The following is a 20,020-nucleotide window of genomic DNA, read 5'->3' as shown; positions in this document are numbered from 1 at the left end:
GTTCAGCGTTCCTTGATGACCAGCGCCAGGGCTTCCTCTGCCAACTGGTCCAGGCTCATCGGGCCATCGGCACGAAACCAGGTGGTTGTCCAAGACAACGCACCGGTCAGCAAGCGGCGCATGATGAACGGATCGCTATGGAAGAACCCGGCATCCCGTGCCTCGTTCAGCACCTGCAGCCAGAGCTGCTCGTAGGTGTCACGCAGACCGAGAATATAGGTACGCCCCTCGTCGGACAGCGAACGCCATTCGTACACCAGCACGCCCATGGCTTCGCCGGTACCGCCCATGATCGACTGCAGCTCACAACGAATCAGCGCCAGTACGCGCCCGCGAATATCCTGCGCATCGGCCAGCGCGGCCTGCATCAATGCCGTGTTGTAGCGAATGGTCTCCTCCATCACCGAACGGAGGATCTCATCCTTGCTCTTGAAGTGATGAAAGATGCTCCCCGACTGGATACCCACCGCGCCAGCCAGATCACGCACCGTAGTGCGCTCATAACCCTTGCTGCGAAACAGGTGTGCAGCCGTTTGCAGCAGTTTGCCGCGTGCACTCTCGGGGTCGGTGACCTGGCCGCTGGCCACCAGTTGCTGCATGACCTCACGGGCTTTCTGCTCATCCAGACTCATGTCTTGGGCCTCATACTGCTGATGCCGCGCACTCTAGGCGCAGGCAGCCAACCAAGCAAGCGCTTGGATTAAATTGCCACACCCTCTTTTCAACCAAGCGCTTGCTTGGTAGTGTTCACTTCACCCTATTCATGTGTTGCGGATAACTCCAATGACCCAAACCGTACGCATCGGCTGCGCCTCCGCCTTCTGGGGCGACACCTCCACTGCCGCCGCCCAACTGGTTCGCAGCGCCGAACTGGATTACCTGGTGTTTGACTACCTCGCCGAGGTGACCATGTCGATCATGGCCGGCGCGCGCATGAAGAAGCCGGACGAAGGCTACGCCACCGACTTCGTCGAGGTGATGGCGCCGCTGCTCGGCGAGATCGCGCAGAAGAAGATCCGCGTGGTGAGCAACGCCGGCGGGGTCAACCCGAGCGCCTGCGCCGCCGCCCTGGCCGCCGCCTGCGACAAAGCCGGGGTGAGTCTGAAGATCGCCGTGCTGCATGGCGACAACCTGCAACCCAAGCTGGGCGAGCTGGCCAAGGCCGGCACCACCGAGATGTTCAGCGGCGCCCCGCTGCCGCCGATGTGCGTGTCGGTCAATGCCTACCTGGGCGCCCCCGGCATCGTCGCCGCGCTGGAAGCCGGCGCGGATATCGTCATCACCGGCCGCGTGGTCGACAGCGCGGTGGTCAGCGCCGCGCTGGTGCATGAATTCGGCTGGGCCTGGACGGACTACGACAAGCTGGCCCAGGCCGCGCTGGCCGGCCACATCATCGAATGCGGCGCACAGTGCACTGGCGGCAACTTCACCGACTGGCGCGACGTGCCGGACTACGAACATATCGGCTTCCCGATCGTCGAGATGCAGGCCGATGGCCGCTTCGTGGTCGCCAAGCCCGAGGGCAGCGGCGGACTGATCTCCACCCTGTCGGTGGGCGAGCAGATGCTCTACGAGATCGGCGACCCGCGCGCCTATTACCTGCCCGATGTGGTCTGTGACTTCACCGGCGTTGAACTGACCCAGGTCGGCGCCAACCGCGTCGAGCTGAAAGGCGCCAAGGGCCTGCCGCCGACCGACCAGTACAAGGTCAGCGCCACCCACCCGGACGGCTTCCGCTGCACCGCCAGCTGCCTGCTGGCCGGTATCGATGCGGTAGCCAAGGCCGAACGGGTCAGCCAGGCGATCATCAACAAGACCGAAGAGATGTTCGCCGAGCGCGGCTGGGGCCCCTACAAGGAAGTGTGCATCGAGCTGCTGGGCAGCGAAGCCACCTATGGCCCGCGCGGCCAGCGCGCTGACACCCGCGAAGTGGTGGTCAAGCTCGGCGTGCGCCACGCCAAGAAGGAAGCGCTGATCCTGTTCTCCCGCGAGATCGCCCAGGCGGCCACCGGAATGGCGCCCGGCCTGACCGGCATCGTCGGCGGGCGCCCCACCGTGTACCCGGTGATCCGCCTGTTCAGCTTTCTGGTCGACAAGAGCGCCTGCGCGCTGGAGATCGAAATCAACAACGAGCGCCAGCCGGTCACCCTGCCGGAAGTCGCCGTGTTCGACGCGGCCCAGATCGCCAGCGAGGCTGCCCTGCCCGCCCCGGCCGGCAGCGCCGATGCAACGGTACCGCTGGTCAAGCTGGCCGTGGCCCGCTCCGGTGACAAAGGCAACCACAGCAATATCGGCGTGATGGCCAGAAAGCCCGAGTATCTGGCGTGGATCGCGGCTGCGCTCTCCGAAGGCGCCGTGGCGCAATGGATGGCGCATGTACTCGACGGCCAGAGCGGCAAGGTCAGCCGCTGGCACCTGCCGGGCAGCCACAGCCTGAACTTCCTGCTGGAAAACGCCCTGGGTGGCGGCGGCGTGGCCAGCCTGCGCATCGATCCGCAGGGCAAGGCCTTCGCCCAGCAGCTGCTGGAATTCCCGATTCCGGTGCCGCGTGCACTGGCTGACAGCCTGTAAGGACAACACGCACGATGAGTTACGACTCCGTATTCAAGCCCGGCCTGTTCAGCGGCCAGACCATCCTGGTCACCGGTGGCGGCAGCGGTATCGGCCGCTGCGTGGCCCACGAACTGGCTCACCTGGGCGCCCAGGTGGTGCTGGTCGGCCGCAAGCTGGAAAAGCTGGAAAAGACCTGCGGCGAAATCCTCGAAGACGGCGGCCAGGCCAGTTTCCAGGTGTGCGACATCCGTGACGAGGAAGCGGTCAAGGTCATGGTCAAGGCAGTGCTCGCCGAGCACGGCCCCATCCATCACTTGGTCAACAACGCCGGCGGCCAGTTCCCGGCCCCGCTGATCGGCATCAACCAGAAAGGCTTCGAGACGGTGGTACGGACCAACCTGGTCGGCGGTTTCCTCGTGGCCAAGGAAGTCTACCTGCAGAGCCTGAGCAAGACCGGCGGTAGCATCGTCAACATGCTCGCCGATATGTGGGGCGGCATGCCCGGCATGGGCCACTCCGGTGCTGCCCGCGCTGGCATGGAGAACTTCACCAAGACCGCCGCCTATGAGTGGGGCCATTCGGGCGTGCGGGTCAATGCCGTGGCGCCGGGCTGGATTGCCTCCAGCGGCATGGATACCTACCCGGAATCCATGAAGAACATGATCCGCAACCTCAAGGATCACGTGCCGCTGCAGCGCATCGGCAGCGAGTCGGAGGTGGCCTCGGCCATCGTCTTCCTGCTCACCCCCGGCGCCAACTTCATCAGCGGCAATACCATCCGCATCGATGGCGCCGCCAGCCAGGGCACCCGCGCCTGGACCCTGGGCAAGGCGAAATCCAGCGAGTCCTACAACGGCTTCCACCGGGCCTATTTGCCCGACGTGTTCAAGGAGTAACCCGATGCCTGTCATTCAGTCGGAAATCGACGTTCACGGCGAAGGCTTCGCGCAAAACCGCGAGGCCATGCTTGCCGCCATCGCCAGCTTCCGCGACGTGGAGCAGAAGGTGCTGGACAAGGCCAATGAGGCCAAGGCCAAGTTCGAGCGCCGTGGCCAGCTGCTGCCACGCGAGCGCCTGAACCTGCTGCTCGATCCGGGCGCACCGTTCCTCGAGCTGTCCTCGCTGGCCGGCTACAAGCTGCACGACGACAAGGACGGCAGCATGGCCGGCGGCGGCATCATCGCCGGCATCGGCTACATCGCCGGCGTGCGCAGCCTGGTGATCGCCAACAACAGCGCGATCAAGGGCGGCACCATCTCCCCCACCGGCCTGAAGAAATCCCTGCGCCTGCAGCAGATCGCCTTCGAGAACAAACTGCCGGTGGTGACCCTCGCGGAAAGCGGCGGCGCCAACCTCAACTATGCCGCCGACATCTTCGTCGAAGGTGCACGCGGCTTCGCCAACCAGGCGCGCATGTCGGCCATGGGCCTGCCGCAGATCACCGTGGTGCACGGTTCCTCCACGGCCGGCGGCGCCTACCAGCCGGGCCTGTCCGACTACGTGGTGGTGGTGCGCGGCAAGGCCAAGATGTTCCTCGCCGGCCCGCCCCTGCTCAAGGCCGCCACCGGTGAAGTGGCCACCGACGAGCAACTGGGCGGTGCCGAGATGCATGCCCAGGTCGCTGGCACCGCCGAATACCTGGCCGAGAACGACGCCGATGGCGTACGCCTGGCTCGCGAGATCGTCGGCATGCTGCCGTGGAACCAACAACTGCCCGCTCGTGAGAAACGCACCTGGCGCGAGCCGTTGTACCCGGCCGAGGAACTACTGGGCATCGTCCCGGCCGATGCCAAGAAGCCTTATGACGTGCGCGAAATCATCGCCCGTATCGCCGATGGCTCCGAGTTCCTCGACTTCAAGAACGAGTTCGACAGCCAGACCGTTTGCGGCCACCTGCAGATCGAAGGCCAGCCCTGCGGCTTTATCGGCAACAACGGCCCGATCACCCCGCGCGGCGCGGCGAAAGCCGCCCAGTTCATCCAGCTGTGCGAGCAGAGCAACACGCCGATCCTGTTCTTCCACAACACCACCGGCTTCATGGTCGGCACCGAGTCCGAGCAGAACGGCGTGATCAAGCACGGCTCCAAACTGATCCAGGCCGTGGCCAACTGCAGCGTGCCGAAGCTGACCATCGTCGTCGGCGGCTCCTACGGCGCCGGCAACTACGCCATGTGCGGCCGCGGCCTCGACCCGCGCTTCATCTTCGCCTGGCCCAACAGCAAGACCGCCGTGATGGGCGGCGCTCAGGCCGGCAAGGTGCTGCGCATCGTCACCGAGGACAAGCACCGCAAGGAAGGCAAGGAAGCCGATCCGAAAATGCTCGACATGCTCGAGCAAGTCACTGCGCAGAAACTCGACAGCCAATCCACCGCGCTCTACGGCACTGCCAGCCTGTGGGACGACGGCCTGATCGACCCGCGTGACACGCGCAAGCTGCTGGGCTTTCTGCTCGACATCTGCGCGGAGGCCGCGGTACGGCCGCTCAAACCCAACACCTTCGGCGTAGCCCGGCTCTGAGCCGGTCGCCCACCTTTCATTCGAGATCGCAGGAGAACAACAAGATGATCTTCACCCAGGAACACGAAGAACTCCGCCGCACCGTACGCAACTTTGTCGACAAGGAAATCAATCCGCACGTCGACGAATGGGAAAAGGACGGCCGCTTCCCGATCCACGAAATTTTCAAGAAGGCCGGTGATCTGGGCCTGCTGGGCATCTCCAAGCCGGAAAAGTTCGGTGGCATGGGCCTGGACTACAGCTACTCCATCGTCGCCGCCGAAGAGTTCGGCACCATCCGCTGCGGCGGCATCCCGATGTCCATCGGCGTGCAGACCGACATGTGCACCCCGGCCCTGGCCCGCTTCGGTTCCGATGAGCTGCGCGAAGAGTTTCTGAAGCCTGCGATTGCCGGCGACATGGTCGGCTGCATCGGCGTCTCCGAGGTCGGCGCCGGCTCCGACGTGGCCGGTCTGAAGACCACCGCGCGCAAGGACGGCGATGACTACGTGATCAACGGCAGCAAGATGTGGATCACCAACTCCCCGTCGGCCGACTTCATCTGCCTGCTGGCCAACACCAGCGACGAAAAGCCGCACGTCAACAAGTCGCTGATCATGGTGCCGATGAACACCCCGGGCATCACCGTCAGCCCGCACCTGGACAAGCTCGGCATGCGCAGCTCGGAAACCGCGCAGGTGTTCTTCGACAACGTGCGCGTACCGCAGCGCTACCGCATCGGCCACGAAGGCGCCGGCTTCATGATGCAGATGCTGCAGTTCCAGGAAGAGCGTCTGTTTGGCGCGGCCAACATGATCAAGGGCCTGGAGCACTGCGTGGACAGCACCATCGAGTACTGCAAGCAGCGCCACACCTTCGGCAACCCGCTGATCGACAATCAGGTCATCCACTTCCGTCTGGCCGAACTGCAGACCGAAATCGAAGCCCTGCGCGCCCTCGTCTACCAGGCCACCGAGATGTACATCAAAGGCCGTGACGTGACCAAGCTGGCCTCCATGGCCAAGCTCAAGGCCGGCCGCCTAGGCCGCGAAGTCACCGACTCGTGCCTGCAGTACTGGGGCGGCATGGGCTTCATGTGGGACAACCCGGTTTCCCGCGCCTACCGCGACGTGCGTCTGGTGTCGATTGGCGGCGGCGCCGACGAAATCATGCTGGGTATCATCTGCAAGCTGATGGGCATTCTGCCCGGCAAAAAGAAGTAAGGAGCACGTCATGGCCGAGCTGCCGAACTGCGAAACCCTGCTGCTCAACCTGGAAGGTGGCGTGCTGCACGTCACCCTCAACCGCCCGGACAGCCGCAACGCCATGAGCCTGGCCATGGTCGGTGAGCTACGCGCGGTGCTGGACAGTGTACGTGCCAACGCCGAGGTACGCGCCATTGTTCTGCGCGGCGCCGGTGGCCACTTCTGTGCCGGCGGCGACATCAAGGACATGGCGGGAGCCAGAGCACGCTCTCAAGGTGAAGGGCGCGGCGACGCCTACCGCGAGCTGAACCGTGCCTTCGGCGCCATGCTGGAGGAGTTCCAGCAGGCACCGCAGGTGGTGATCGCGCTGCTCGAAGGCGCGGTGCTGGGTGGCGGCTTCGGTCTGGCCTGCATCAGCGATATCGCCATCGCCGATCAGGCCTGCAAGTTCGGCCTGCCGGAAACCACCCTCGGCATCCTGCCGGCACAGATCGCCCCCTTCGTGGTCAAGCGCGTGGGCCTGACCCAGGCACGCCGGCTGGCGCTGACCGCGGCCCGCTTCGACGGCACCGAGGCCCTGCGTCTGGGCCTGGTGCATTACTGCGAAGCCTCCGCTGCCGGGCTGGAACAACGCCTGGGCGAAGTCCTCGGCCAGGTCCGCCAGTGCGCGCCGGGCGCCAATGCGGCGACCAAGGCCCTGTTGCTGGCCAGCGAGGAGGAGGCCCTCGGCCCGCTGCTCGACCGCGCCGCCGAGCAGTTCGCCGCCGCCGTCACCGGTGCCGAAGGCATCGAGGGCACCATGGCTTTCGTACAGAAACGCGCTGCCCGTTGGGCACAATAAGAACATCGAACGGAGCAGCAGCATGCCCGCCTTTCACAAGATCCTGATCGCCAACCGCGGTGAAATTGCCTGCCGCGTCATGCGTACCGCCCAGTCACTCGGCTACCGCACCGTGGCGGTGTATTCCTCGGCCGATGCCGGTGCCCGCCATGTCCATATGGCCGATGAAGCAGTCTGCATCGGCCCGGCGCAGGTCAACCAGTCCTACCTGGTGATCGACAACATCATCGCGGCAGCGCAGAAAACCGGCGCCGATGCCATCCACCCCGGCTACGGCTTCCTCTCCGAGAACGCCGACTTCGCCCGCGCCTGTGAGGCCGCCGGGATCGTCTTCATCGGCCCGACCGTGGAAGCCATCCACCTGATGGGCAGCAAGCGCCTGTCGAAGATCGCCATGCTCGAAGCCGGCGTGCCTTGCATTCCCGGCTACGAGGGCGCGGCCCAGGACGACGAGACCCTGGTGCGTGAAGCCGAGCGCATCGGCTATCCGCTGATGATCAAGGCCAGCGCCGGCGGCGGTGGTCGCGGCATGCGCCTGGTGCATCAGGGCAGCGAGCTGCAGGAGCAGATCCGCACCGCACGTTCGGAAGCGCAGAACGCCTTCGGCTCCGGCGAGCTGATTCTCGAGCGCGCGGTGATCCGCCCGCGCCACGTCGAGATTCAGGTGTTCGGCGACCAGCACGGCCATATCGTTTACCTCGGTGAGCGTGACTGCTCGGTGCAGCGCCGCCACCAGAAAGTGGTCGAGGAAGCGCCCTGCCCGGTAATGACGCCCGAGCTGCGCCGCGCCATGGGCGAGGCGGCGGTCAAGGCCGCCGCGCGGGTCAACTATGTCGGCGCCGGCACGGTGGAATTCCTGCTCGATGCCAGCGGCGAGTTCTTCTTCCTGGAAATGAACACCCGCCTGCAGGTGGAGCACCCGGTCACCGAACTGATCACCGGGCAGGACCTGGTGGCGTGGCAGATCCGCGTGGCCGAAGGCCAACCGCTGCCGCTGGCGCAGGACGAGATCACCCTCACCGGCCACGCCATGGAAGTGCGCCTGTACGCCGAGGATTCGGCGCACAACTTCCTGCCGCAGACCGGCTGCGTGCTGCGTTGGGAGCCGGAACTGCTGGAAGGCACCCGCATCGACCATGGCCTGGTCGAAGGTCAGGAAGTCACGCCCTTCTACGACCCGATGCTGGCCAAGGTCATCGCCTACGGCGCGACCCGTGAGGACGCCCGGCGCAAGCTGGTGCGTGCCCTGGAAAACTGCGTGCTGCTGGGGGTCAACGGCAACCAGCGCTTCCTCGCCAACCTGCTGGCCAACCCCGAGTTCGCCGCCGGCAACGCCACCACGGCCTTTATCGCCGAGCACTTTGCCAGCGACGAAAGCCTGACCCCGCAGGCGCCGGCCGCCAGCGAGCTGGCCATCGCCGCCGCTCTGCTCTATCAGGAGTCGGCCAACAGCCGCAGCCACCAGTCCGGTCTGGCTGGCTGGCGCAGTGCCGGCAGCGCGCCGTGGCGCTTCATCCTCAAACAGGGCGAACACAAGCACAGTGTCGAGCTGGATGTGCTCGGCGACGGCGCCCAGCCACAGCTGCGCGCCCGCGTGGGCGACAACCAGATTGAACTGCGCCTGCTGGCCAGCGACGGCCGCTGGCTGACCCTGGAGCAGGACGGTATTCGCCGCCGTCAGGCCTACCAGCACGATGGCGACCGCCTGTGGCTGTTCGGCCACTTCGGCAACCTGGAACTCACCGACGTGACCCACGAACCGGCCGGTGGCCAGAACGCCGCCAGCTCCGGTGCGGTGAAGGCCCCTATGGATGGCGCCATCGTCGACGTACTGGTCGAGGAAGGCGCGCGCGTCAGCAAGGGCCAGCTCCTGGTGGTGCTGGAAGCCATGAAGATGGAACACCCGCTCAAGGCCGGCGTGGACGGTGTGGTCCGCCGGGTTGGCGTGAGCCAGGGCGACCAGGTCAAGAACCGCCAGTTGCTGGTGGAAATCGAAGCCGACGAAGCCTGACCTTAATTCCAATGGCTGATACCAAGCCCCGCGCCAGGAAATCCTGGGCGGGGTTTGCCCATTTCTGTGCAAGCGCCGCCTTGGAGGCCCTATGTCACTTAACGGAAAAACCCTGTTCATCACCGGCGCCAGCCGCGGCATCGGTCGCGAGATCGCCCTCAAGGCCGCCGCCAACGGCGCCAATATCGTGGTCGCGGCCAAAAGCGCCGAGGCCCACCCAAAACTGCCAGGCACCATCTTCTCGGTAGCCGAGGAAATCGTCGCCGCTGGTGGGCAAGCCCTGCCCCTGCAACTGGACGTGCGCGACGAAGAAGCGGTGAAAGCGGCCATGGCCCAGGCTGCCGAGCACTTCGGTGGTATCGATGCGCTGATCAACAATGCCGGCGCCATCCGCCTCAAGGGCGTTGAGCATCTGGAGCCCAAGCGCTACGACCTGATGTTCCAGATCAACACCCGCGCGGTGATGGTTTGCAGCCAGGCGGCGCTGCCCTACCTGAAGAAAACCCAGGGTCATATCCTCAGCCTGTCGCCGCCACTGAACCTCGACCCCAAGTGGTTCGCCAGCTACGGCCCCTACACCACCACCAAGTACGGCATGAGCATGCTGACCCTGGGGATGCACGAGGAATTCAGGAAATACGGCATCAGCGTCAACGCGCTGTGGCCGAAGACGGTAATTGCCACCGCGGCCATCGAGTTCGAGGCCGGCGGCCCCGCCGTGATGAAGGCCGCGCGCCTGCCGGCGATTATGGCCGATGCCGCCCATGCCATCCTCAGCAGCAGCGGCCGCTGCATCAGCGGCCGGCTGCTGATCGACGAGGAGATCCTGCGCGAACAGGGCCAGACGGACTTCGAGCAGTACCGTTATGACCCGGCCGGGCAACTGATGACCGACCTGTTCGTCGAATAACCGCCTGTTACAGCAGGTCGCCCGGCACGCGTACCCAGCCTTCCATGAGGATGCGTGCCGAACGCGACATGCTCGCCTTGGTTACCGTCCACTGCCCGTCGGCCTGCACCGCCTGAGCGCCGACGCGCAGGGTGCCGGACGGATGACCGAAGCGCACCGCCCCGCGTTCGCCACCGCCCGCCGCCAAGTTGACCAGGGTGCCGGGCACCGCCGCCGCCGTGCCGATGGCCACCGCGCAGGTGCCCATCATCGCGTGGTGCAGCTTGCCCATGGACAGCGCACGGACCAGCAGGTCGACCTCGTTGGCCGCGATGGTCTTGCCGCTGGACGCCGTGTAGGTTTTGGGCGGGCTGACGAAGGCAATCTTCGGCGTGTGCTGGCGGGTCAAGGCCTCTTCGGCACTCTTGATCAGGCCCATGCGCAGCGCGCCGGCCACGCGGATCTGTTCGAAGCGTGCCAGCTGTGCCGGATCGCCGTTGATGGCCTCGCGCAGCTCGGTGCCCTGGTAGCCGATGTCCGCGGCGTTGACGAACACCGTGGGGATGCCGGCGCTGATCAGGGTGGCCGGGAAGGTACCGACGCCGGGGACCTCCAGCTGGTCCACCAGGTTGCCGGTGGGGAACATCGAGGCGCCTTCCTCGCCGTCATCGGACGGGTCGAGGAACTCCAGCACGATCTCGGCGGCCGGGAAGGTCACCCCGTCCAGCTCAAAATCGCCGGTTTCCTGCACCTGGCCATTGCTCACCGGCACATGGGCGATGATGGTTTTCTGGATATTCGCCTGCCAGATGCGCACCACGCACACGCCATCCTGCGGCACCCGCGCCGGATCGATCAGCCCGGCATGGATGGCGAAGGCCCCGGCGGCGGTGGACAGGTTGCCGCAGTTGCCGCTCCAGTCGACGAAGGCCTTGTCGATCGACACCTGGCCGTACAGGTAATCGACGTCGTGCTCCGGCTGGGTGCTTTTCGACAGGATCACGCACTTGGAGGTCGACGAAGTGGCGCCGCCCATGCCGTCGATATGCGCGGCATAGGGATCGGGACTGCCGATCACCCGCATGAACAGCGCATCACGCGCTGCACCCGGCACCTGGCAGCTGGCCGGCAGGTCCTGCAGGCGGAAGAACACACCCTTGCTGGTACCGCCGCGCATGTAGGTGGCGGGGATTCTGATCTGGGCTGCATGAGCCATAAAGCATTCTCCTCAAAGAAGACCGGGGCGTTGCCGCCCCGGTGATGCCTCAGCCCTGGGACGACTCGAGGAAGTCCTGGGCAAAGCGCTGCAGCACGCCACCGGCCTGGTAGACACGCACGTCGGCCGCGGTGTCTAGGCGACAGGTGACCGGCACGCGCAGCACCTCGCCGTTGCGCCGGTTGACCACCAGGGTCAGGTCGCCACGCGGCGCCAGCTGGCCTTCGATGTCGTAGGTCTCGGTGCCGTCCAGGCCGAGGGTCAGGCGGGTGGTACCCGGCTTGAACTCCACCGGCAGCACGCCCATGCCGACCAGATTGGTGCGGTGGATGCGCTCGAAGCCCTCGGCGACGATCACCTCGACCCCGGCCAGGCGCACGCCCTTGGCCGCCCAGTCACGCGAGCTGCCCTGGCCGTAGTCGGCACCGGCGACGATGATCAGGTTCTGCTTGCGGTTCATGTAGGTTTCGATGGCTTCCCACATGCGCATGACCTGACCTTCCGGCTCGACGCGGGCCAGCGAGCCCTTCTTCACCTGGCCATCGACCACCACCATCTCGTTGACCAGCTGCGGGTTGGCAAAGGTCGCACGCTGCGCGGTCAGGTGGTCGCCCCGGTGGGTGGCGTAGGAGTTGAAGTCCTCCTCCGGCAGGCCCATCTTCGCCAGGTACTCGCCCGCTGCCGAATCCAGCAGGATGGCGTTGGACGGCGACAGGTGGTCGGTGGTGATGTTGTCCGGCAGGATCGCCAGCGGCCGCATGCCCTTGAGCGTACGCTCACCGGCCAGCGCGCCTTCCCAATACGGTGGGCGGCGGATGTAGGTGGACATCGGTCGCCAGTCGTACAACGGGCTGTCGGCTTCCTTGACGGCACCCAGATCGAACATCGGGATGTAGATCTGCTTGAACTGCTCCGGCTTCACGCTCGCAGCAACGATGGCGTCGATTTCCTCGTCGCTCGGCCACAGGTCCTTGAGGGTGATCGGCTGGCCATTGGCGTCATGACCCAGCACGTCCTGCTCGATATCGAAGCGCACGGTACCGGCGATGGCGTAGGCCACCACCAGCGGCGGCGAGGCGAGGAAGGCCTGCTTGGCATAGGGGTGGATGCGCCCGTCGAAGTTGCGGTTGCCCGACAGCACCGCGGTGGCATACAGGTCGCGGTCGATGATTTCCTGCTGGATCACCGGGTCCAGCGCGCCGGACATGCCGTTGCAGGTGGTGCAGGCGTAGGCAACGATGCCGAAGCCGAGCTTTTCCAGCTCGCTGAGCAGACCGGCTTCTTCCAGGTACAGCTTGGCGACTTTGGAACCCGGGGCGAAGGAAGTCTTCACCCACGGTTTGCGCACCAGGCCCAGGGCGTTGGCCTTCTTCGCCAGCAGGCCGGCGGCGACCACGTTGCGCGGGTTGGAGGTGTTGGTGCAGCTGGTGATGGCGGCGATGATCACCGCGCCATCGGGCAGCAGGCCCTGGGCTTCTTCGGCACGCGCCGCGGCCAGCTTGGCCTCGTCGGCAATCCCCCGCTCATGCAGCGCCGAGGTCGGCAGGCGCTTGTGCGGGTTGCTCGGGCCGGCCATGTTGCGCACCACGCTGGACAGGTCGAACTCCAGCACCCGCTCATATTCGGCGGTCTGCAGCGCAGTGGCCCACAGACCAAGGGTCTTGGCGTACTGCTCGACCAGCGCCACCTGCTCCGGCTCGCGGCCGGTGAGTTTGAGGTAGTCGATGGTCTGCTGGTCGATGTAGAACATCGCCGCGGTGGCACCGTACTCCGGGCACATGTTGGAGATGGTCGCACGGTCGCCGATCGACAGGCTGTCCGCGCCCTCGCCGAAGAACTCGACCCAGGCCCCCACAACGCGTTCTTTGCGCAGGAACTCGGTCAGTGCCAGGACGATATCGGTGGCGGTGATGCCCGGCTGGCGCTTGCCGGTGAGCTTGACACCCACGATGTCGGGCAGGCGCATCATCGACGGATGCCCAAGCATCACGGTCTCGGCTTCCAGGCCGCCGACACCGATGGCGATCACGCCCAGCGCGTCCACGTGCGGGGTGTGCGAGTCGGTGCCCACGCAGGTGTCCGGGAAGGCCACGCCGCCGCGCGCCTGGATCACCGGGCTCATCTTCTCCAGGTTGATCTGGTGCATGATGCCGTTGCCGGCCGGGATCACGTCGACGTTCTTGAACGCGGTCTTAGTCCACTCGATGAAGTGGAAACGGTCCTCGTTGCGGCGCTCCTCAATGGCGCGGTTCTTCTCGAAGGCATCCGGGTCGAAGCCCGGCGCTTCCACCGCCAGCGAGTGGTCGACGATCAGCTGGGTCGGCACCACCGGGTTGACCTTGGACGGGTCACCGCCCTTCTCGGCGATGGCGTCGCGCAGGCCGGCCAGGTCGACCAGCGCGGTCTGGCCGAGAATGTCGTGGCAGACCACCCGCGCCGGATACCAGGGGAAGTCGAGATCCTGCTTACGCTCGATGAGCTGGCGCAGCGCGTCATTCAGCAGCTGCGGCTCGCAACGGCGCACCAGTTGCTCGGCCAGCACCCGGCTGACATAGGGCAGGCGCGCCCAGGCGCCGGCCTGCAGGGCATCCACGGCGGCGGGTGCATCGAAATAATCCAGCGCGGTGCCGGCCAGCGGTTTGCGAAATTGACTGTTCATGATTAGCGACGATCCTTGAGCGGCACGAAGGTCAGGTCTTCAGGGCCGACATAGTTGGCGCTGGGACGAATGATCTTGCCGTCGATACGTTGTTCGATGACGTGGCTGGACCAGCCGGAGGTGCGGGCGATGACGAACAGCGGGGTGAACATGGCGGTGGGCACACCCATCATGTGGTAGCTGACCGCACTGAACCAGTCGAGGTTGGGGAACATCTTCTTGATATCCCACATCACGCTCTCCAGGCGCTCGGCAATGTCGTACATCTTGGTGTTGCCCTGCTCCACCGACAGCTGGCGTGCCACGTCCTTGATCACCTTGTTGCGCGGATCGGCCACGGTGTAGACCGGATGGCCGAAGCCGATGATCACTTCCTTCTTCTCTACGCGAGCACGGATATCCGCCTCGGCTTCGTCCGGGTTGTCGTAGCGTTTCTGCACCTCGAAGGCCACTTCGTTGGCGCCGCCATGCTTGGGCCCGCGCAGCGCACCGATGGAGCCGGCGATGCAGGAGTACATATCCGAACCGGTGCCGGCGATCACCCGGCCGGTGAAGGTCGAGGCATTGAATTCGTGCTCGGCGTACAGCACCAGGCTGGTGTGCATGGCGCGTACCCAGGACTCGCGCGGCTTCTCGCCATGCAGCAGGTGCAGGAAGTGCCCGCCAATGGAGTCATCGTCGGTTTCCACGTCGATGCGCTTGCCGTTGTGGCTGAAGTGATACCAATAGAGCAGTGCCGAGCCCAGGCTGGCCATCAGCTTGTCGGCAATGTCGCGCGCGCCGGGATGGTTGTGATCGTCCTTCTCCGGTGACAGGCAGCCGAGCACCGACACCGCGGTACGCATCACGTCCATCGGGTGCGCCGAGGGCGGCAGTTGCTCGAGCGCCACCTTGACCCCAGCCGGCAGACCACGCAGGGATTTGAGCTTGGCCTTGTAGCCGGCCAGTTCGGCGACGTTGGGCAGTTTGCCGTGCACCAGCAGGTGGGCGATTTCCTCAAACTCGCAGGCCGTGGCGACATCGAGAATGTCATAGCCACGGTAGTGCAGATCGTTGCCACTGCGCCCTACGGTGCACAGCGCGGTGTTACCGGCGGCAGTGCCGGAGAGGGCCACGGATTTCTTCGGCTTGAAGCCTGGGGTGGTCTCGGTGCTCATGGATATCTCCTCAGGGTTCTGGTTATTTCTTGCCGGCAGCAAACAGCGCGTCGAGTTTCTGCTCGAAGGCGTGGTAGCCGATGCGGTCGTACAGCTCGGCACGGGTCTGCATCAGTTCGATCACGTCCTTCTGGTGGCCGTTCTGGCGGATCGCGGTGTACACCGCCTCGGCGGCCTTGTTGGCGGCGCGGAACGCCGACAGCGGATAGAGCTGGATGGCTACGCCCACCGAGGCCAACTCATCGCGGGTGAACAGCGGGGTGGCACCGAACTCGGTGATATTGGCCAGCACCGGCACCTTCAGGGCATCGACGAAGCGCTTGTAGGTCGGCAGGTCGTAGGCGGCCTCGGCGAAGATGCCGTCGGCACCAGCCTCGACGTAACGCTGGCAACGCTCGATGGCCGCGTCCACGCCCTCGGCCTGGATCGCATCGGTGCGCGCGATGAGGAAGAAGTCCGGGTCGGTCTTGGCATCGGCGGCGGCACGTACGCGGTCGACCATCTCTTCGCAGGAGACGATTTCCTTGCCCGGACGGTGGCCGCAGCGCTTGGCACCGACCTGATCCTCGATATGCGCGGCGGCGGCACCGGCCTTGATCAGGTTCTTGATGGTGCGTTCGATGTTGAAGGCACTCGGCCCGAAACCGGTGTCGATGTCGACCAGCAGCGGCAGGTCGCAGACATCGGTGATACGCCGCACGTCGGTGAGCACGTCATCCAGCGTGTTGATTCCCAGATCCGGCAGGCCCAGCGAACCGGCCGCCACACCACCACCGGACAGGTAAATGGCACGGAAGCCGGCGCGCTTGGCGAGCAGTGCATGGTTGGCGTTGATCGCGCCGATCACCTGCAGGGGTTGTTCTTCGGCAAGGGCCTGACGGAAACGCTGACCTGGAGAAAGCTGACTCATGACTCACCTCGGGTTTTGGCTGTCTTGGGAAGTGCGCCCTGCCCCGCGCTCATGGCGAAGTGACGCTCGATATTGCGTTTTGAAGCGCCGATGTGGCGGCGCATCAGCAGCTCGGCCAGTTCGCCGTCTCGCTCGGCGATGGCATCGAGTATGCGGTGGTGCTCATTGAAGGCCTGACGCGGCCGACTGGGCACGGCGGAAAACTGCAGGCGATACATGCGCACCAGCTGGTACAACTCGCCACACAGCATGCGCACCAGCGTCTGGTTGCCGCTGCCCTGGATGATCCGGTAGTGGAAGTCGAAGTCGCCTTCCTGCTGGTAGTAACCGACCCCAGCCTTGAACGCCGCGTCCTGCTCATGCAGGTCGAGGACCCGGCGCAGCTCATCGATTTCCTGCTGGCTCATGCGCTGCGCGGCCAGCCGACAAGCCATGCCTTCCAGCGATTCACGGATTTCGTAGAGCTCGATCAGCTCGGCATGGCTGAGTGAAACCACCCGCGCACCGACATGCGGAATACGCACCAGCAGCTTCTGCCCTTCCAGGCGATGAATGGCCTCGCGCAACGGGCCACGGCTGATTCCATAGGTACGCGCCAGTTCGGGCTCGGAAATCTTGCTGCCCGGCGGGATCTCGCCTTTGACGATCGCTGCCTGAATACGCCGGAAGACGTGTTCGGAAAGCGTTTCCGAATCAGTCTCAGGTAACAGCAGAGGCTCTACGGCTGAATGCATATTGTCGACAACCTGCAAGAGTGCGTGGCGCAAAAACTAGGACAAAGCCGACAACCCGTCAACTAATACCTTAGGATTGTCGACAATGTATCTGGGTACTTTTTACCGGCACGCTCCGTAAAGTCCTTCAGCAGATAGCCGCAAGTACCTGTGCCGGCTAAAAAAGCCCTGCTAGAATGACCGCCATCAAGAAGCTGTCACACAGCTTCCCGTCTGTCCGGCGCCTCGACGTGCCACTCTGTCTCAGCCAAGGCACCATGAAATCCAATTATTTCGCCGTCCTGCTTAGCTGCCTCTGTTGCTTGCCCTCCCTAGCGCAGGCCACGGAAAAAACCATCTACGGTCTCAATGAATACGTGCTGCTGGATGACTTCGGCATGAAACTGCCGGCCAAACTGGATACCGGGGCGATGACTGCATCGCTCAGCGCACGCAACATCCAGCGTTTCAAGCGTGATGGAGAGACCTGGGTGCGCTTCGAAGTAGCCACCGACAGTGAACAACCGCAACAGATCGAAAAACCGCTGGCACGCATCAGCAAGATCAAGCGCCGTGCCGGCGACTATGATCCCAAGCAGGGCAAAACCTACACCGCCCGCCCGGTGGTGTATGTGAACGTCTGCATGGGCGAAAGCTATCGGCGCATCGAGGTCAACCTGACCGACCGCAGTGCCTTTGAATACCCCTTGCTGATCGGCTCTACCGCGCTGGAAACCTTTGATGCGCTGGTTGATCCGAGCCAGAAATACGCAGCCGGCAAACCCGACTGCACAACCACCGTCGCCAACTCTGCCGAGTAAACAGCATGCGCGCGCTCTCGCTTCACTTGAAAGTTCTCATTACCCTGCTGGTGACCCTGGGTGTGGCGATCACCGCCTACCAGATCTTCGTCCTCGGCATCCCGGTTACCGAGGATGAAACCGATGACCTGTGGAATATCGATGCGCGCATCGAGTTCCAGGCCAGTCCGCGCGAGCCGGTCAAGCTGCAGATGTACGTACCGCCGCTCAACCAGGACTACGTGAGCCTCAACGAGAGCTTCATCTCCAATAACTACGGGGTGAGCATCAACCGCGCCAACGGCAACCGCAAGGTGACCTGGTCGGCCCGTCGCGCCAACGGCAAGCAGACCCTCTACTATCGCCTGGTGCTGACCAAGCGCTACAGCGGTGAGCGGCCCATCGAGAAGGGCCCGATCTTCCGTGACAGCCTGCCGGTAGCCGGCGCCGAGAAGATCGCCGCCGAAGCCCTGCTGGCACCCATTCGCCAGCACTCGGCGGATGTCGAGACCTTCATCAGCGAAACCATCAAGCGCGTCAACGCCAAGGGCGACGACAACGTCAAGCTGCTGCTCGGCGGTGACAACTCCACCGCCAACAAGGCCCGCGTCATCGAACTGCTGCTGTCGATTGCCCACGTGCCACTGGAGCGACTGCACACCATTCGCCTGGTCGCCAACCAGCAGCAAAGCCCGGAACTCTGGGTGCGCAGCTTCAACGGCGAGAAGTGGCTGTACTTCAACCCGGATACCGGCGAGCAGGGCCTGCCGGCTGACCGTCTGGTCTGGTGGACCGGTGCCGATGAACTGCTCACCCTGGACGGCGGCAAGAAGGCCGAAGTCAGCTTCACCCTCAACAACAGCGAGATGAATGCCATCCGCCTGGCCAAGCTGACCGACGAAAATACCGATGCAGCGTTCCTCGAGTACTCGCTGTACGGTCTGCCGCTGCAGACCCAGCAGACCTACCAGATCATGATCATGATCCCGATTGGCGTGCTGGTAATCCTCATCCTGCGCAACCTCGGCGGCCTGCAAACCCTCGGTACCTTCACCCCGGTACTGATTGCCCTGGCCTTCCGGGAAACCCAGTTGGGCTTCGGTATCCTGCTGTTCACCCTGATTACCGCCCTGGGCCTGTCGCTGCGCTCGTACCTGGAGCACCTCAAGCTACAGATGCTGCCGCGCCTGTCGATCGTGCTGACCTTCGTGGTCGTGCTGATCGCCATCATCAGCCTGCTCAGCCACAAGCTGGGCCTGGAGCGTGGCCTGTCGGTGGCACTGTTCCCGATGGTGATCCTGACCATGACCATCGAGCGCCTGTCCATTACCTGGGAAGAGCGCGGTGCCAGCCATGCCTTCAAGGTGGCCGTCGGCACGCTGATCGCTGCGACCCTGGCGCACCTGCTGATGAGCATTGATGAGCTGACCTACTTCATCTTCACCTTCCCCGCCGTGCTGCTGATTCTGGTCGGGTTCATGCTGGCGATGGGTCGCTACCGCGGCTACCGCCTGACCGAACTGTTCCGTTTCAAAGCCTTCCTCAAGGATTGATGCCATGTTCGGTCTGATCAAACGCTGGAAGGCCCTGGAAGCCAAGGGCATCATGGGTATCAACCGGCGCAATGCGGATTACGTGCTGAAGTACAACAAACGGCACCTGTACCCCATCGTCGATGACAAGATCCTCACCAAGGAACGTGCCATCGCCGCCGGCATCCATGTGCCCAAGCTGTACGGGATCATTTCCACGGAAAAGGAAATCGACAACTTCGAGCGCATCGTCGAAGGCCATAACGACTTCGTCATCAAGCCGGCACAAGGCGCCGGCGGTGACGGCATTATCGTGATCGCCGACCGTTTCGAAGATCGCTTCAAGTCGGTTTCCGGCAAGATCATCAGCCGCGAGGAGATCGACCAGCAATTGTCGAGCATCCTCTCCGGCCTGTACTCGCTGGGCGGCCACCGCGACCGCGTACTGATCGAGTACCGGGTGACCCCCGACCCGATCTTCAAGAGCATCAGCTACGAAGGTGTGCCGGACATCCGCATCATCGTACTGATGGGCTATCCGGTGATGGCCATGCTGCGCCTGCCAACCCGCCAGTCCAACGGCAAGGCCAACCTGCACCAGGGGGCCATCGGCGTTGGGGTCGACCTGGCCACCGGCATCACCCTCAAGGGCACCTGGCTGAACAACAAGATCAGCAAGCACCCGGATACCGGCAACGCCGTGGACGGCGTGCAATTGCCCAACTGGGACGGCTTCATGAAGTTGGCTGCCGGCTGCTACGAGCTGTGCGGGCTAGGCTATATCGGCGTGGACATGGTGCTCGACGAAGAGAAAGGCCCGCTGATTCTTGAGCTCAACGCCCGCCCTGGCCTGAATATCCAGATCGCCAACGACTGCGGCCTGGCCAAACGCACCCTGGCCATCGAGGCACACCTGGAAACCCTGAAAAAACAGGGCGTCTCGGAAACTCCGGAAGAGCGCGTGCGCTTCTCGCAAAGCCTGTTCGGTCACGTCAACGAGGCCTGAGTGACCCGGCAGCGGTACGCTGTACCGCTGCC

General features: G+C 64.3%; 16 protein-coding genes. 10 read left to right on the top strand and 6 right to left on the bottom strand.

The features are described from left to right. Nucleotides 1-2 precede the first annotated feature (2 nt). Nucleotides 3-626, bottom strand: coding sequence for a TetR/AcrR family transcriptional regulator (locus CW360_RS07945; RefSeq protein WP_188390268.1), 624 nt, complete (start codon nt 624-626; stop codon nt 3-5). Between the two features lie 157 nt (nt 627-783). Between CW360_RS07945 and CW360_RS07940 the strand changes: the two genes are divergently transcribed. From CW360_RS07940 to CW360_RS07910, 7 genes are all read left to right on the top strand, one after another. Further along, entirely contained in the window at nt 784-2,571 is a 1,788-nt protein-coding gene (locus CW360_RS07940; protein ID WP_101193332.1) for an acyclic terpene utilization AtuA family protein, read from the top strand. Nucleotides 2,572-2,585: 14 nt separating this feature from the next. Next, the gene (locus CW360_RS07935) at nt 2,586-3,449 is read left to right on the top strand and encodes an SDR family oxidoreductase (protein WP_101193331.1); all 864 of its coding nucleotides are present in this window, start codon (nt 2,586-2,588) and stop codon (nt 3,447-3,449) included. 4 nt (nt 3,450-3,453) lie between these two features. Then, on the top strand, nt 3,454-5,070 hold the full coding sequence (gene atuC, locus CW360_RS07930; protein ID WP_101193330.1) for a geranyl-CoA carboxylase subunit beta: 1,617 nt from the start codon (nt 3,454-3,456) through the stop codon (nt 5,068-5,070). Between the two features lie 44 nt (nt 5,071-5,114). After that, a complete protein-coding gene (atuD, locus tag CW360_RS07925; protein WP_101193329.1) occupies nt 5,115-6,272 on the top strand; it encodes a citronellyl-CoA dehydrogenase in 1,158 nt (385 codons plus the stop codon). A 10-nt stretch (nt 6,273-6,282) separates the two neighbouring features. Then, a complete protein-coding gene (locus CW360_RS07920) occupies nt 6,283-7,095 on the top strand; it encodes an enoyl-CoA hydratase/isomerase family protein (protein ID WP_101193328.1) in 813 nt (270 codons plus the stop codon). A gap of 22 nt (nt 7,096-7,117) precedes the next feature. Then, on the top strand, nt 7,118-9,106 hold the full coding sequence (locus tag CW360_RS07915) for an acetyl/propionyl/methylcrotonyl-CoA carboxylase subunit alpha (protein ID WP_101193327.1): 1,989 nt from the start codon (nt 7,118-7,120) through the stop codon (nt 9,104-9,106). A gap of 91 nt (nt 9,107-9,197) precedes the next feature. Beyond that, nucleotides 9,198-10,016 carry an SDR family oxidoreductase gene (locus CW360_RS07910; RefSeq protein WP_101193326.1) on the top strand — a complete coding sequence of 273 codons (819 nt, stop codon included), beginning with the start codon at nt 9,198-9,200 and terminating at the stop codon, nt 10,014-10,016. Nucleotides 10,017-10,023: 7 nt separating this feature from the next. Here the strand turns inward: CW360_RS07910 and prpF are convergent, their stop codons facing one another. Genes prpF through CW360_RS07885 form a run of 5 tightly spaced genes read right to left on the bottom strand, consistent with a single transcriptional unit; the run spans nt 10,024 to nt 16,671 of the window. Further along, nucleotides 10,024-11,211, bottom strand: a complete 1,188-nt coding sequence (gene prpF / locus CW360_RS07905; RefSeq protein WP_101193325.1) for a 2-methylaconitate cis-trans isomerase PrpF — start codon at nt 11,209-11,211, stop codon at nt 10,024-10,026. Between the two features lie 49 nt (nt 11,212-11,260). After that, nucleotides 11,261-13,870 (bottom strand): Fe/S-dependent 2-methylisocitrate dehydratase AcnD, encoded by a 2,610-nt coding sequence (acnD, locus tag CW360_RS07900; RefSeq protein ID WP_101193324.1) that lies wholly within the window; start codon nt 13,868-13,870, stop codon nt 11,261-11,263. 2 nt (nt 13,871-13,872) lie between these two features. Then, nucleotides 13,873-15,027, bottom strand: coding sequence for a bifunctional 2-methylcitrate synthase/citrate synthase (gene prpC / locus CW360_RS07895; RefSeq protein WP_093986347.1), 1,155 nt, complete (start codon nt 15,025-15,027; stop codon nt 13,873-13,875). A 22-nt stretch (nt 15,028-15,049) separates the two neighbouring features. Next, on the bottom strand, nt 15,050-15,937 hold the full coding sequence (gene prpB, locus CW360_RS07890) for a methylisocitrate lyase (protein ID WP_101193323.1): 888 nt from the start codon (nt 15,935-15,937) through the stop codon (nt 15,050-15,052). After that, nucleotides 15,934-16,671 (bottom strand): GntR family transcriptional regulator, encoded by a 738-nt coding sequence (locus CW360_RS07885; protein ID WP_093986345.1) that lies wholly within the window; start codon nt 16,669-16,671, stop codon nt 15,934-15,936. Before CW360_RS07885 ends, prpB begins: the two co-directional genes overlap by 4 nt. A 257-nt stretch (nt 16,672-16,928) precedes the next feature. Here CW360_RS07885 and rloA point away from each other — a divergent pair, with 257 nt between their 5' ends. Genes rloA through CW360_RS07870 form a run of 3 tightly spaced genes read left to right on the top strand, consistent with a single transcriptional unit; the run spans nt 16,929 to nt 19,988 of the window. Then, nucleotides 16,929-17,471, top strand: a complete 543-nt coding sequence (gene rloA / locus CW360_RS07880; protein ID WP_093986344.1) for a retropepsin-like aspartic peptidase RloA — start codon at nt 16,929-16,931, stop codon at nt 17,469-17,471. A gap of 5 nt (nt 17,472-17,476) precedes the next feature. Continuing rightward, the gene (gene rloB / locus CW360_RS07875; RefSeq protein ID WP_093986343.1) at nt 17,477-19,003 is read left to right on the top strand and encodes an osmotic stress tolerance membrane protein RloB; all 1,527 of its coding nucleotides are present in this window, start codon (nt 17,477-17,479) and stop codon (nt 19,001-19,003) included. Between the two features lie 4 nt (nt 19,004-19,007). Then, nucleotides 19,008-19,988: an alpha-L-glutamate ligase-like protein gene (locus CW360_RS07870; RefSeq protein WP_093986342.1), complete on the top strand. Its 981-nt coding sequence runs from the start codon at nt 19,008-19,010 to the stop codon at nt 19,986-19,988. Nucleotides 19,989-20,020: the final 32 nt, after the last annotated feature.

The sequence above is a fragment of the Pseudomonas fluvialis genome (assembly GCF_002835605.1).
GTDB classification, from domain to species: Bacteria; Pseudomonadota; Gammaproteobacteria; order Pseudomonadales; family Pseudomonadaceae; genus Aquipseudomonas; species Aquipseudomonas fluvialis.
Note: the sequence above shows the minus strand (reverse complement) of the source record. Positions and strands in the feature narration are given on the sequence as shown.